The following is a 13,327-nucleotide window of genomic DNA, read 5'->3' on the forward strand; positions in this document are numbered from 1 at the left end:
CCCGGCAGTCACGAGGGCGGGCGAACCGCAACCGTCGCGAGGGGCATACCGACATGGCCAAGCACAAGGGCAAGGGACCGACTCCCAAGGCCGAGGACAGGCACTGGCACGGCAAGCGCCAGAAGGCCCGCGCCGTCAAGAGCGCCAAGCGCACCGGCACCCCGACGCTCGGCCCCGGCGGCCGCGCGAAGCCCGCCACCGAGACCCGTGATCGCCCCGCCGGCCGTCCGGCAGGCGCCCGCCGCGCGACCGGCGAGGTCCCCGAGCTGGTCACCGGCCGCAACCCGGTCCTCGAAGCGCTCCGCGCCGGGGTTCCGGGGTCGACGCTCTACGTGATGTCCAGCACCGACGAGCGCGTCCGCGAGGCGATCCAGATCGCCGCCGACCGGCGGATCCCGCTCCTGGAGACCGGCAAGAACGAGCTGGACCGGATGACGGACGGCGCCGTCCACCAGGGCATCGCGCTGCAGGTCAGGACGTACCGGTACGCGCACCCCGACGACCTGCTCACCGGCCCCGCGCCGCTGATCGTCGCGGTGGACGGCATCACCGACCCGCGCAACCTCGGCGCGATCGTCCGGTCCGCGGCCGCGTTCGGCGCCGCCGGGGTCGTGGTGCCGGAGCGGCGGGCCGCCGGGGTCACCGCCGGGACGTGGAAGTCGTCCGCGGGCACGCTCGCCACGGTGCCCGTCGCGCAGGCCACGAACCTCACCCGGCAGCTCAAGGCGTACCAGAAGGCGGGCTGCTTCGTCGCGGGGCTGGACGCCGGGGGTGGTTCCGCGGTCGCCGACCTGGAGGTCGCGGACGGGCCGTTCGTGCTGGTCGTGGGCTCGGAGGGCAAGGGCCTCGGCCGCCTGGTCGCCGACACCTGCGACCTGCTGGTCACGATCCCGATGCCGGGTCGGGCCGAGTCGCTCAACGCGGGCGTCGCCGCCGGGATCGCGCTGTACGAGATCAGCCGGCTCCGCACCAGCTAACTTTTCTTCAACGGGAATAATATCAACGTTCACAGACTTGGCGTTCTCGTAACAGCCGTCAGGCCGTCCCGAACGCCGAGGTGATCACGTTGACCGCCGCCCTCGCCCTCCCGCAGGTCCAGCGGAGCCGCTACACCACCGACCTGGTCCTCGCGGCGCTCGCGCCGGCCAGCTGGGGCACCACCTACGTCGTCACCACGACGCTGCTTCCCCCGGACCGCCCGCTCCTGGCCGCGACGCTCCGCGCGCTGCCCGCCGGGCTGATCCTGCTCGCCGTCACCCGCCGCCTCCCACGCGGCGAGTGGTGGTGGAAGTCGATCGTCCTCGGCATGCTGAACTTCGGGGCCTTCTTCCCGCTGATCTTCTTCGCCGCGTACCGGCTGCCCGGCGGGGTCGCCGCGACGATCGGCTCCGTCCAGCCGCTGGTCGTGGCGCTGCTGTCCCTCGGCGTCCTGGGCGTCCGGCCCGCCCGCGCCGTCCTGTACGCCGCGCTCGCCGGAACCGGCGGCGTCGCGCTGCTGACCCTGAGCTCCGAGGCCAGGCTCGACCCGCTCGGCATCGGCGCCATGCTCATCGCGACGTCCCTGATGGCGACCGCGATCGTGCTGGCCAAGAAGTGGGGACGCCCCGAGTCGCCGCTCGTGATGACCGGGTGGCAGCTCACCGTCGGCGGCCTGGCCCTCGCCCCGCTCACCTTCTTTGCCGAAGGCGCCCCGGCCACCATCTCTGGCGAGAACCTCCTCGGCTTCGCCTACCTTGGGCTCGTGGGCACCGCGATCGCATACGCCCTCTGGTTCCGCGGCATCGACCGCCTGCCCGCCACCTCCGTGTCCCTGCTCGGCCTCACCAACCCGATGATCGCCACCATGGCCGGGCTGCTGATCCTCGGGCAGACGCTCACGCCCTGGCAGATCGTCGGCTTCACCATCGCCCTGGGCGCCCTGGTCGCAGGCCAGACCTTCAACCGCGCACGCTGAGCCGCCGCCCCCTCAGAAAGGCCAGCTCGGCCTCGTTCTCCGTCCGCTCCATAGCCTCGCCATAAGCCTCCACAGCCTCCGCATTCCGCCCGAGCCTCCGCAGCAGATCAGCACGAATCGCATGGAACAGGTAGTACTGGCCGAGGTCGAGCCCGTCCACCTCCACCAGTGCCTCCTCGACGCCCGCGACCTCGGCCACCGCCACGGCCCGGTTGAGCGCCGCCACCGGCGTCGGCGCGACCACCATCAACTGGTCGTACAGCTGCAGGATCTGCCGCCAATCAGTGTCTTCCGCCCGAGCCGCATCACCGTGCACCGCGTTGATCGCCGCCTGAATCTGGTACGGCCCCGGCCGGTTCCTCCGCAGGCACCGCCGGACGAGCGCCTGCCCTTCCTCCACAAGCCCCCGATCCCACAACCCCCGGTCTTGATCGGCCAGCAGGACGAGCTCGCCGTCCCGCATCCGGGCACCCTTGCGCGACTCGATCAGCAGCATCAACGCGAGCAGCCCCAGAACCTCGGGCTCGTCCGGCATCAGCTCCGCCAGCACCCGCCCCAGCCTGATCGCCTCCGCCGCCAAGTCCTCCCGCCCGCCATACCCCTGGTTGAACACCAGGTAGACGACGGCGAGCACGCCGGACAGCCGCCCCGGAAGATCAGCCTCCTCCGGCACCCGGTACGGGATCCCCGCGTCGCGGATCTTCCCCTTCGCCCGCACCAGCCGCTGCGCCATCGTCGCCTCCGGCACCAGGAACGCCCGCGCGATCTCCGCCGTCGTCAGCCCGCCCAGCAACCGCAGCGTCAGGGCCACTCGCGCCTGTAGCGCCAGCGCCGGATGGCAGCACGTGAACATGAGCCGCAGCCGCTCGTCCCGCACGGGCCCCTCCTCGACCGGTTCCACCACGTTCACCAGCGCGGCCTGCGCCTGCTTCCCCTCCCGCGCGGCCTCCCGCCGCAGCCGGTCGATCGCCTTGTTCCGCGCCGTCGTGATGATCCACCCGGCCGGGCTCGGCGGCGCCCCGCCCTCCGGCCACCGCTTCACCGCCTCGGCGAACGCGTCCTGCACCGCCTCCTCGGCCACGTCGACGTCGCCGAAGACCCGGACCAGGACGGACACCGCCCGCCCATGCTCCTCCCGGAAGACCCGCTCGATCAGGCTTCGCCCTGGAACGGCCGCACCTCCATCGGCAGCCCCGTCACCCGCGCGTACCGCGCCGCCACCTCGAGCGCCGCGTCCAGGTCCTCCACCGCGATGATGATGATCCCGCCGACGAACTCCTTGCCCTCCGTCCACGGCCCATCGGTCGCGATCACCTCGTCGTCCCGGAGCCGCACGACGGTGCTCGTCTCGGGCTGGTGCAGCCCTCTCCCGAAGACCCACTCCTCCCGCGCCTCCAGGTCCCGCCGGATCTCCGCGAGCTCCGCCATCACGGGCTCCAGCACCTCGGACGGCGGCACCTCACCCACGGGCTGGATCATGTTGAGCGCGTACAGCTTCATGCTTCCTCCCTGCCCCGATACGTCGCGATCACGACCCCCGTCGTCGTCACGACCGAATCCACGAGCCGCAGATCCACCTCGACCCCCTCGAACAACCGCTTGCCCGTCCCCAGCACCAGCGGATGGACCATGAGCAGCCATTCATCCACGAGCCCCCGCCGCATCAGCTCCCGCGCGAGCTCCCCGCTCCCGAGCACCGTGAGGTCCTCCTCGATCCGGGCGACGTCTCCCACGTCCGACATCAGCACCGAGTTCTCCCAGGGAAGTTCCCGCCGCGTCCTGGACACCACATACTTCCGCGCCCGGTTCAACGCCCCGGTGTACGGATTGCCGGTCTGATGGGGCCAGAACCCGTAGAACTGCTCGTACGTCCACCGCCCGAACAGCATCGCCCCTTCTCTCCCCAGCCCCTTCCCCAGCACAGATCCCATGACCTCGTCGTTCCCCGCAACACCCCACCCACCACGGACGAACCCGCCCCGCGTATCCTCATCGGCCGCCGCGGGCCCCTGCATGACCCCGTCCAAGGTCAGATGCTCCACCAGCATCAACTTCCCCACGACCCCTCCTCACGAACGCCGTCGTCTCACCCTCTACACGAACGCCCCCACCCCACATCGACACCCCACGCGAAAAAACTTCCCCAGCCCCCACACACCCCCGCACAAGCCCCCCACCAAGTCGACTACGATGCGGACGAGCGCGCCGGTGTAGCTCAATTGGCAGAGCATCTGTCTTGTAAACAGAAGGTTAGGGGTTCAAGTCCCCTCACCGGCTCCCACGCCAAAGCCCCCTTCCGATCAAGGAAGGGGGCTGTTTGCTAACAGGTCGGCCCGTCCTGGTCGTGAAGGTGATGTCACTCCGTCATGACGTGGTTGAGCGCGTTCCGCGCCGAGGCGATCGTCCGCCGAGTCGGGAAGTCCTGGCAGCCTTCGCGAGAGCACTGAACCACCGTCGCGTCCGCCGGTCACCGTGCACCGCAAGTCGTTGGCGTCCTGTCCCTGCGCGCAGCACTGGCAGGCGCTCGGAAGCTTGTTCAGCCAGGTCTGGACGTCCCGGATGGTGAGCCAGTCGAGGCGCTTCTGGCGCCCGTCCGCCTGGACAGGCGAATGAGAGCGCTAGGCCAGAATGCTCCCGTGCTGTACCTCAATCGAACTGGCTGGACCGCATTCTTCAGGGCACGGACTCCCAGACGGGGCGCGCACGCGACGTCGAAGGGTGGGATTCGGAGACCGGCTTGGCGTTGGTAGTCGACCCAGAGCGCGGCATGATGCGTCCTGTTACGGACTGGGAGGACTTCTCTCATCTGGAAAGGGCGGAAACCGCAGTAGCCGCCATCTCAGGAGGCGGATGGCGTGCGCACTGGGACGATGAAGGAGGTGCACCACTCACGGAACCCATCTTGGCGTGGCTCATTACCGAACGCGGCAGGGCAACGCCCCTCACCGTCGATTCCACAGGGCATGTCGACACGGCCGAACTGGCAGATGCAATCCTTGCCCCCGGACAGGAACTCCGGCAGTCCTGAGGTGGCCTAACGTGCCCGATGTGGGGGCTCGCGATCCTCGGCTGCCCTTACGACTCCATCACCCATCGTTCAGGGGCGATTCATGGGTTGGAGGAAAATTCCTTGACGGCCGTTTCTGCTTTGTGATTGCCTGACAGGCCGACTAAACCGGTCGGCTAGGAAGGGATCGGACATGTTAGTCAGGCGATATCGGAGAGGCCATGGTTTAGCCACTGTGGCCATACTGACCGGGGTACTGACAGCGCCTGTTGCGGTCGCCGGGGCCGCAGCGGCCGCGGCGCCTACGTCAGCGCCGCTGGCAGGGACGATGAGGGATCTGGGCACCTTAACCGGCGGGACGAGCAGCGCCGGGAGGACGATCAACGATCTAGGCCAGGTCACCGGGTCCGGCAATACGGGAGGCGGCAGCAACCATGCATTCCGGTGGACCGAGTCGGGTGGCATGCAGGATCTGGGCACGCTCGGCGGGGCGAGCAGCTCTGGGGAAGCGATCAACGGGCAGGGCCAGGTCACCGGGGCCAGTAATTCGGCGGAAGGCCTGCATGCTTTCTTGTGGACCGAGTCGGGCGGCATGCAGGATCTGGGCACGCTCGGCGGGAGGTCCAGCGAGGGTCGCGGGATCAACGCGCAGGGACAGGTCACGGGAGCTTCTTCGACCGGGCCGTTCAACCGCACTGAGCATGCGTTTGTATGGACTGCGTCGGACGGCATGCGGGATCTGGGCACGCTCGGCGGGGCGTTCAGCCTCGGGATCGCGATAAACAGGCAGGGGCACGTCACGGGGATCAGTGCCACCGCAGACGGCAGCACACATGCGTTTGTGTGGACCCCGTCGGGCGGTATGCGGGATCTTGGCACGCTCGGCGGCGGAACTAGCAGCTCCGGTCAGGGGATCAACGCGAAGGGTCAGGTCACCGGGTTCGCCGGCACGGCGGACTTCAACACGCGTGCGTTTGTGTGGACTGCGTCGGGTGGCATGCGGGATTTGGGCACGCTCAGCGGCGGGACCACCAGCCTGGGGCAGGGGATCAACGCGAGGGGCCAAGTCACCGGATACGGCGACACGGCGGACGGCAACATGCACGCGTTTGTGTGGAAGCCCTAGCGTCTAAGAGTTTCTCCTAACCGGCAAGATGCGCACTACGCAGATGCCGGGCGCCTCGACACCGGTATGCAGGCCCTACGACAGCGGCCTGCATACCGGTATGAGAGCCGCATCGATGATGCGATCTCCCAACGGCACACTGGCCCCCGGGCTGAACGGCCGACCGGGGGACGCCACAGTCGCGGCTTGTGCCAGAGGACACTTCGTTTGGCTGGATTCCAGTGCTGGCTGGGCTGGAAGGCGGTCGTGCATAAGGCTCACGAAGCTCGGGTGTGAGGCTTGGCACTGGCGCGTACTGTTCCGGCAGTCTGTCCGCCTCAGTCGCTTCTCCAGTAGTCGTCCATCTCGTCCGGCCTGCTCTCATTCGGTGACTCTTGAGCACGGGAGGATCGTCGCGAGCTCAACGTGGAGATTCCACGTAATGCGACCACGCCACATACCATTACAGCGGAACCGGCCCCGATACTGAGAGCTTTTCCGGCCCCGCTGGCGAGCGCTATCACGTAGCCGAGCGCGAAAGTGAATCCGAGTACGAATAACCAAACGGCCGCGTTCAGAACCCACAGGCCATGTCTTTCGAAAGACTCAGGCGCGCCAAGCATTATTGCGACAGGGCCGATAAAAAGGCACAGGGTGATGAGTCCAAGCAGATCACTACTTGACATGACACGCACGTTACAACTGGTGACATGGAGAGTCATCGATCGTTGTCCAACCATAAAGGTTAGGGTTTCAAGTCCCTCGCCGACTCCCACGTCAGAGGCCCTTTGTGATCATTGCAAGGGGTTGTACGGGGCCGGGGGCTTGCTGACCTCGGCCGGGAAGGATCAACCTGTGGTCCTTCCGCGCTTCACGAGACGGCGGCGTTTCATCGTGCGGGCCGGTCAGCCGCTCCTGGCAGGCCGCAGGCTGCGTAGGACGCGTGATTGGTCGGTCCACACGCGTGAGTGGTTGGTTCCGGAGTGGATGTCGGTGGACAAGACGGTGGCCCGAAGGCAGGCGATGAAGCCGGGCTCGGTGTCTTGCGTGGGCAAGGTCAGGCACAGGAAGTGGGAGTGCAAGCGCTCGGGCACTTGAGCGAAGGCCAGGATGTCGAGGCGAGTCGGCTCATCGGAGGCTTCGAGGATCAGCGGTTCGTAGGACGACCGGGCCGGTTCTCGAGTCGGACCGGATGTGGTTGCTCGTCCAGGGGCTCGGACCTGAGATCCGGCAGACGTTCCGGCTGGTGGTCGATGACCGGGTCGAGGCGGGACGTGTCCCGATACACGCACAGGTGCTCTATGACACCGCGTTCGGTTCCTTTCGGGACGATCGAGATTTCCTCGGGTTCTTCTATAACGAGATCCTTCATCAGGACACCTGCTCGCGGGATACCGCGGATGGTGTCGAGGTGGTCGCCTGGTTGGCGGTCGACGACCGGGTTCCGGCGCCCCATCGGATGAACCTGGTCAGGCTTCTTTTCGCCATCGCGACCGTCCATGAGCGGCATGCCGCCGAGTGCTGGCCGGACGAGCGCGCCGACGCCGATCGGGTCAGTGAGGCCCGTGCGCGGGCCGCCGTGGAGGCCGTCGCCGGGCACGCGCTCGCGCGGTGGGATGGGGAGTGCACGGCGGTACGGCTGGCGCTTGCGCCCCTGGCGGCGGTCTTCCCTGCTCAGGCCGGTACGGAGATGCTGACGCGGGTGCGTGGACTCGCCGATCTGATGCGCGGAACGACGGCGGGTGATCTGCTCGAGTTCGCCGCTGAGATGGTCGGCGGGAACGAAGTCGCGGTTTTGGCCGCTGTCGAGCACCACACCGGCTGGGACACCGACAATGCCTTTCGAGGATCCGTGAACGAGCTTCCGGTCACCGTTTGTGCGCTGCATCTCCTCGATCAGATGGGCTTTCACGAACGTCGGCGGCTGCTGGGGCTGTTGCCTTCGGAAGCCAGGCCGTGTGGCAGGGGCTCGCCGCCAGTCGCAACCAATTCGGCGCTCCCGGCTGTCCTTGCGGGTCGATGGGCTCCGGCCGTCGTTGATCTGGAACGGGGAGCGGGTATGGGAGCAAAGACTGGGCTATTGGTGTACGCCGACGGGGACGTCAAAGAAGTCCTTCATGCGGCCCCGCACCGGATCCGCAGGGAACCGCGGCTCTGATCGAGCGTCTTTATCCCGGGTGGGCGGTTCGAGAGGATGAACCGTCCAGCCTTGGGGACGGTTGCTATCCGCCTTATGGGATGACCTACGCCGCAAGTCTTCCGGGTGTCGACCTCGTCTGCGATCAGCGGGTGATGCTCGACCGTCCCTCAGAGCTCGCGGCTCATCTGGCCGAGGCGAGCGCGGGGCGCAGGCTGGTTCTGCATGCGATGCACAGCGTCGTCGACTGGCTGGCCTTCGCCATTTGGGAGGACGGGCGGCTGATCCGTTCGCTCAGCCTTTCCCCTGATAACGGGGTCATGGAGAACATCGGCGGACCGCTTTCGTTCGAGGCGCCCTACTGGGCGGGGGAACACCCCGTCCCGCATGATCCCGCCTGGTCGGATGAGCCGTACGCGTTGCCGTCCACCCGCTTGACCTCGGTGAGAGGAGGCGTTGCGGGCGCTGCTGGGGTTCCTTCTTGAGGGCATGCCCGAGCCGGATGACGCCGATCCGTACGAGGTCGGCCTGCGCGGTTTCCAGCTCACCGATCCCGCCGATCCGGACGAGGTCGCCGAGCACGAGGCCGCCATTGCGGAGGCCGTCCAAGCCATGGGGCCACCGCGACGCTTCACCTACGGTCCCGACGGCTCGCTGATCGAGATCGACGTTCCCTGAGTAGGTGCCACCGCTCAAGGACCAGCGAGATGCCACAGTTTTGTTTCGAACTCCCCTCAAGGCATGTGCTCCGCTACGAGGTCCTTGAGGCATTGGCAGCTCGGAACGACCGGGCGGCTGGTGCGCGGCGATGGGTGGTCGCGCGGGCGTCTCGTTGCCTGCGGTGGTCTTCAGTGGTACAGGGCCGTTCACGTGGTCCTTGCAGGTCGTGGCGTTGACCCGGCGTCGGCAGCCGCCGCCCTTCTGGGGTTCCACGCTCCATGACGCGACGATCCGGACATCCGGGTTGGGCGCCAACTAGCCTCGGGGTGATTTCGCCGCCTCGTGTCCTTATCTGGACGTCCGTCGGCGGGTGCGGGGTGTTCACCTGGGGTGGAGGGGGATGTGGACAACGGGACGCCAGATGGTTTGTCGAAGATGACCTTGTTTGGGGCTACTTGGTGGGCGTTGTCGCGATCACAATGATCGGCAAGCCTTCACTCTCCGACGGGACGTGCCCCCCATGAACCTGCGCGACGAGATCGAGACCCTCATCCGGGCCTGGGACGCCTACGAGATCGGCCACGGTGGATCACCGATCGTCGATTTCGACTGTGCGCCGGGACGCAACACCGCCGAGCCCGCCGCGGACCGGTTGAGCCTCTACCGCCGGTTCACCGAGCTGCGCGCCGACGCGACGGGGGTGCTCGCGGATCGGCTCGATGCCGATCTGGCCTATCTCGGGGCGCTCATCGGCGAGCGGCTTCCACTGGACGACTACGTCCGGGCGACCCAGGGGTGTGGCACGGCCGGGTGGCCCGACGAGTATCTGGAAGAGCGCGCTGAGCAGGCCCGGGCCGCGTGCGCCGACCTCGGCATCGGGTGGGGCGCCCGGACCAACGCCGAGTTGCGGGAGGCCGAGGGGCTCCTGGACGTGAGCGAGGCTCCCGATGCGATCCGGCAGGCCACCGAGGAACTGGAGCCCGTCGTGCGCGAGGCGACCGGCAGCACCGCGCCCTATCGGCTGACGATCGAGACCGCCGACGTAGAGGCCTACTGGGCGTACTGGCTGGACGGGGCCGGACAGGACGTCCGCCTGCGCCTCAACCTTCCGAACGTCGAATTCACCCAGACGGGCGCCCGGCAGTTCGCGCTGCACGAGGTTCTCGGGCACGGTTTGCAGAGCGCCAGCTACACCGCGCAGGCCGAAGCCGAGGACGTTCCCTGGGTGCGCCTTTTCAGCATTCACGCACCGTTGCAGGTCATGGCGGAGGGCATCGCCCAGGCGTGGCCGCTTTTCCTACTGCCCGAGGACAAGGTGCTGATCGCTCGCCTCCGGCTCTCCCATTACAGCCAGCTCATTCTGGCCGGGGTGCATCGGGCCCTCAACGATGGTGCGCCCGTCGGAGAGTGCGCCGACTATGTGAGAACCGCCGTTCCGTGGTGGACGGACAGGAGCATCGCCCGGTATCTCACCGACCGCGGAGCCGACGTCCAGCACCGTAGCTATATGTGGTCCTATCCGGCCGGGTTCGATTGGTTCGTGGCTCTTGCCGAGGCCGGTGCGGACGTTTCCCGGAAGGTGCTCCAGGCGGCTTACCGGGCCCCGCTCACGCCGACCGACCTCGCCAATCTGTGGCCGGAGGGGCCGGTCGTGGGCGGGCCGGGGAGCCCCGTTCGGCTGGGGAAGCCTCCGGTTTTCTGAGACATCGAGGGCAATCCACCGCTGTGGTGGTCGGGAAAATGCGCCGGCCCAAGAGGTCGTCCAATGACTGGGGTTCGCCGACGCTGAACGGCTCTCGGTGCCGTGGCTTGCCAGGGGTCGCCCGTGTGCAGGGGGCGGATTTACGGTTGAGGGCATGAGATCGCCGACGTATCAGCGGAGCGTGGCCGGGCCGAGGGCCGGGGTGGAGGCCGCTCGATGGTGGGGGCGGATGGCCAGGGATCCGCTCGCGACGTACGGCGCGCTGGCCCGGCGCTACGGGGACGCGGTTCAGGTGCCGTTCGGCATGCGGCGGGCGTTCTTTCTGCTGTCCCGGCCTGAGCACGCCGAGCACGTTCTGGTCGCGAACCAGAGCAACTATGTGAAGGCGTTCACGTACCGTCCGCTGCGCGCCTTCCTCGGGGACGGGCTGCTGACGAGCGAGGGCGAGACGTGGCAGCGGCATCGGCGGCTCGTGCAGCCGGTGTTCGCGCAGCGGCACATCGCCGCGTTCGCGCCGCGGATGGTGGAGATCACCCGCAGGGGCGTCCAGCGGTGGCCCGACGGCGTGCTGCTCGACGCGGCCGGGCAGTTGCGGCGGCTCACGCTGGACGTGGTGGGACGCGCCCTGTTCGGCAGCGAACTCGCCGGTGAAGCCGCAAGGACCGGGCGGTCGCTGGAGGCGCTCCAGCGGGCCGCCGTGATCGGCACGTTCCTGCCAGGCGGGGTGGCGCGGCGCGGGGTCTACGAGCGAATGCCGTGGTTGAAGGACGGCGTCGCGCATCTCGACGGAATGGTCGAGACGGTCGTCAAAGGGTCGGGCGGGGAGCTGCTGGATCTGCTGAAAGAGGGCGGCGGACTTTCCGAGGACGAGCTGCGCGACGAGGTTCTCACGCTCCTGCTGGCCGGGCACGAGACGACGGCCGCCTCGCTGGCCTGGACGTTCGTCCTGCTTTCCCGATACCCGGCGGCGCGGGACCGGCTGGAGAACGAAGTCGACGAAGTGCTGGGCGGAAGGGACCCGCAGGCCGAGGACGTCGATCGCCTCCCCTGGACGCGCGCCGTCCTTTCCGAGGCCATGCGCCTCTATCCTCCGGCGTGGACCATCGAACGCGATGCGGTCGAGGACGACGACGTCGCGGGGGTCTTCATTCCGGCCGGGTCGACGCTGGCGATTCCGCCTTATCTGCTGCACCGGAACGTCGAATTCTGGCCCAATCCCGAGGGCTTCCAGCCCGAGCGCTTCATGGGGGAGACGGACCGTCCCAGATATGCGTACCTGCCGTTCGGTGGCGGTCGGCGCATTTGTGTCGGCGCCGGTTTCGCGATGCTGGAGGCGACGCTGATGCTCGCGACGATCAGCCGTACGCACCGGCTCGATCTGGCACCGGGAATGGCCGTTCCCGGACGGGCGGAGATCACCTACCGTCCGGCCGGACCCGTCCCGATGCGCGTCTCTCGCAGATAGGTCTGCGCGGGCCGCGCATCGGGGACGGTGGTCATTCCGGTCGCCTCGCATTTCAGGCGGGCTTGATGTTGTGGTTGCGGTGGAAAACGTTCTGCGGGTCGTAGGTCCGCTTCACCTCGCGCAGCCGCCGGAAGTTCTCCGGGGTGTAGGCGGTGGCCGTCCGGGACGTGTCGTGCAGGAAATTCAGGAACGACCCGCCGGTCGAATACGCGGCCAGCGGCGCGGCGTCCGCGGCCGTGCCGTCGATGGTGAGGGAGAAGGGGACGTCGCGGTGGCCGACCGGCCCGGCGTCCGCGGCCGGACGCGCCATCGCGCCGCCCCAGTGCCTGATCTCGATACCGGACACGCCGCTCCCGGCGATCGCGGCGATCAGCGGGTCGGGCAGGTCGTCGACCAGGTGGAAGTGGTGGGGCGGGGTGCTGCCGAGGGACTCGGTCGCGGCGTACGGCATCGTCCGGAAGTCGTGGTGCAGCGGCCGCCCGCCGGCCCGGCACAGTGACCGCAGGGCCCGCTCGCCGTCGTCCGCCGGACCCGCGTGGACGCCGCGCACGATGACGACGCGGCCGTGCTCGGCGTGGTCCGTCACGGCGATGGAGACGCTCAGCGCGTCGGGGCGGGCGGCGGCCTCATCGCGGAAGCGGGTGAGGACGTCACCGGCCCGGTCGGCGGGAAACACCGCGGTCCCGGCGTAGACCGTGGACACCGGGTGGAGCCGGAACTCCAGCGAGGTGACGATGCCGAAGTTGCCGCTGCCGCCGCGCAGCGCCCAGAACAGGTCGGCGTTGCGGTCGTGGTCGGCGGTCAGCGCCCGCGCGTCGGCGGTGACGACGTCGGCGCGCAGCAGGTGGTCGGCGGCGAACCCGTAGCGGCGCGACAGCCAGCCGACGCCACCGCCGAGCGTGTACCCGGCGACGCCGACGGAGGCGTGCGACCCCGACAGCGGTGCGAGCCCGAGCGGTGCGGCGGCGGCGATGACGTCGCTCCAGCGGGCGCCGGGGCCGACGCGGGCGATGCGGCGGGACGGGTCCACCAGGACGCGCGCCATGCGGGACGTCTTCAGCAGCAGCCCCTCGTCCGGCTCGACGAGAGTGCCGTGCCCGGTGGCCTGGACGGTGAGCGGCAGCCCGCGGTCGCGGGCCGTGAGGATCGCGGCCCGGACGTCCGCCGTGCCCGTGGCCTCGATGACGAGGAGGTCGTCGCTGCGGATCGCGGTCGAGGTGCTCATGATCTTCCTTCTTCCGGAGGTCGCCGGGCCGCGGGGCGCGGTGCCCGGCTACGGACGACGCTATAGTCACAG

Annotated in this window: 12 protein-coding genes and 1 tRNA gene; 9 read left to right on the forward strand and 4 right to left on the reverse strand. The window is 68.6% G+C overall.

The window, feature by feature from the left end; genetic code table 11:
* Nucleotides 1-53: 53 nt before the first annotated feature.
* Together rlmB and ACH34S_RS33620 are read left to right on the forward strand one after the other, a co-directional pair.
* Entirely contained in the window at nt 54-977 is a 924-nt protein-coding gene (rlmB, locus tag ACH34S_RS33615; protein WP_395956897.1) for a 23S rRNA (guanosine(2251)-2'-O)-methyltransferase RlmB, read from the forward strand.
* 89 nt (nt 978-1,066) lie between these two features.
* Nucleotides 1,067-1,954 (forward strand): EamA family transporter, encoded by an 888-nt coding sequence (locus ACH34S_RS33620; protein ID WP_395956898.1) that lies wholly within the window; start codon nt 1,067-1,069, stop codon nt 1,952-1,954.
* Here the strand turns inward: ACH34S_RS33620 and ACH34S_RS33625 are convergent.
* Genes ACH34S_RS33625 through ACH34S_RS33635 form a run of 3 tightly spaced genes read right to left on the reverse strand, consistent with a single transcriptional unit; the run spans nt 1,938 to nt 4,002 of the window.
* The gene (locus tag ACH34S_RS33625; protein ID WP_395956938.1) at nt 1,938-3,110 is read right to left on the reverse strand and encodes an RNA polymerase sigma factor; all 1,173 of its coding nucleotides are present in this window, start codon (nt 3,108-3,110) and stop codon (nt 1,938-1,940) included. The genes ACH34S_RS33620 and ACH34S_RS33625 overlap by 17 nt on opposite strands.
* Entirely contained in the window at nt 3,107-3,454 is a 348-nt protein-coding gene (locus ACH34S_RS33630; protein ID WP_395956899.1) for a YciI family protein, read from the reverse strand. Before ACH34S_RS33630 ends, ACH34S_RS33625 begins: the two co-directional genes overlap by 4 nt.
* Nucleotides 3,451-4,002, reverse strand: a complete 552-nt coding sequence (locus ACH34S_RS33635; RefSeq protein ID WP_395956900.1) for a dihydrofolate reductase family protein — start codon at nt 4,000-4,002, stop codon at nt 3,451-3,453. Before ACH34S_RS33635 ends, ACH34S_RS33630 begins: the two co-directional genes overlap by 4 nt.
* 156 nt (nt 4,003-4,158) lie before the next feature.
* On the opposite strand from ACH34S_RS33635, the gene ACH34S_RS33640 reads away from it, so the two are divergent.
* From ACH34S_RS33640 to ACH34S_RS33670, 7 genes are all read left to right on the forward strand, one after another.
* Nucleotides 4,159-4,231 (forward strand) — tRNA-Thr (locus ACH34S_RS33640).
* Between the two features lie 1,058 nt (nt 4,232-5,289).
* A complete protein-coding gene (locus ACH34S_RS33645; protein ID WP_395956901.1) occupies nt 5,290-6,087 on the forward strand; it encodes a hypothetical protein in 798 nt (265 codons plus the stop codon).
* A 1,171-nt stretch (nt 6,088-7,258) separates the two neighbouring features.
* Nucleotides 7,259-8,224, forward strand: a complete 966-nt coding sequence (locus tag ACH34S_RS33650) for a hypothetical protein (protein ID WP_395956902.1) — start codon at nt 7,259-7,261, stop codon at nt 8,222-8,224.
* Complete coding sequence (locus tag ACH34S_RS33655) at nt 8,224-8,688, forward strand: DUF6928 family protein (protein ID WP_395956939.1); 465 nt, start codon at nt 8,224-8,226, stop codon at nt 8,686-8,688. Before ACH34S_RS33650 ends, ACH34S_RS33655 begins: the two co-directional genes overlap by 1 nt.
* 4 nt (nt 8,689-8,692) lie before the next feature.
* The gene (locus ACH34S_RS33660; RefSeq protein WP_395956903.1) at nt 8,693-8,881 is read left to right on the forward strand and encodes a hypothetical protein; all 189 of its coding nucleotides are present in this window, start codon (nt 8,693-8,695) and stop codon (nt 8,879-8,881) included.
* Nucleotides 8,882-9,383: 502 nt separating this feature from the next.
* Nucleotides 9,384-10,565 carry a hypothetical protein gene (locus ACH34S_RS33665; protein ID WP_395956904.1) on the forward strand — a complete coding sequence of 394 codons (1,182 nt, stop codon included), beginning with the start codon at nt 9,384-9,386 and terminating at the stop codon, nt 10,563-10,565.
* A 154-nt stretch (nt 10,566-10,719) separates the two neighbouring features.
* Nucleotides 10,720-12,030, forward strand: a complete 1,311-nt coding sequence (locus ACH34S_RS33670) for a cytochrome P450 (RefSeq protein WP_395956905.1) — start codon at nt 10,720-10,722, stop codon at nt 12,028-12,030.
* A 52-nt stretch (nt 12,031-12,082) separates the two neighbouring features.
* On the opposite strand, the gene ACH34S_RS33675 is transcribed toward ACH34S_RS33670, so the two are convergent.
* Nucleotides 12,083-13,255 carry an FAD-binding oxidoreductase gene (locus ACH34S_RS33675; protein ID WP_395956906.1) on the reverse strand — a complete coding sequence of 391 codons (1,173 nt, stop codon included), beginning with the start codon at nt 13,253-13,255 and terminating at the stop codon, nt 12,083-12,085.
* Nucleotides 13,256-13,327 lie beyond the last annotated feature (72 nt).

It is taken from the genome of Actinomadura sp. 3N508 (assembly GCF_044326375.1).
In the GTDB taxonomy this organism is placed as follows: Bacteria; Actinomycetota; Actinomycetes; order Streptosporangiales; family Streptosporangiaceae; genus Spirillospora.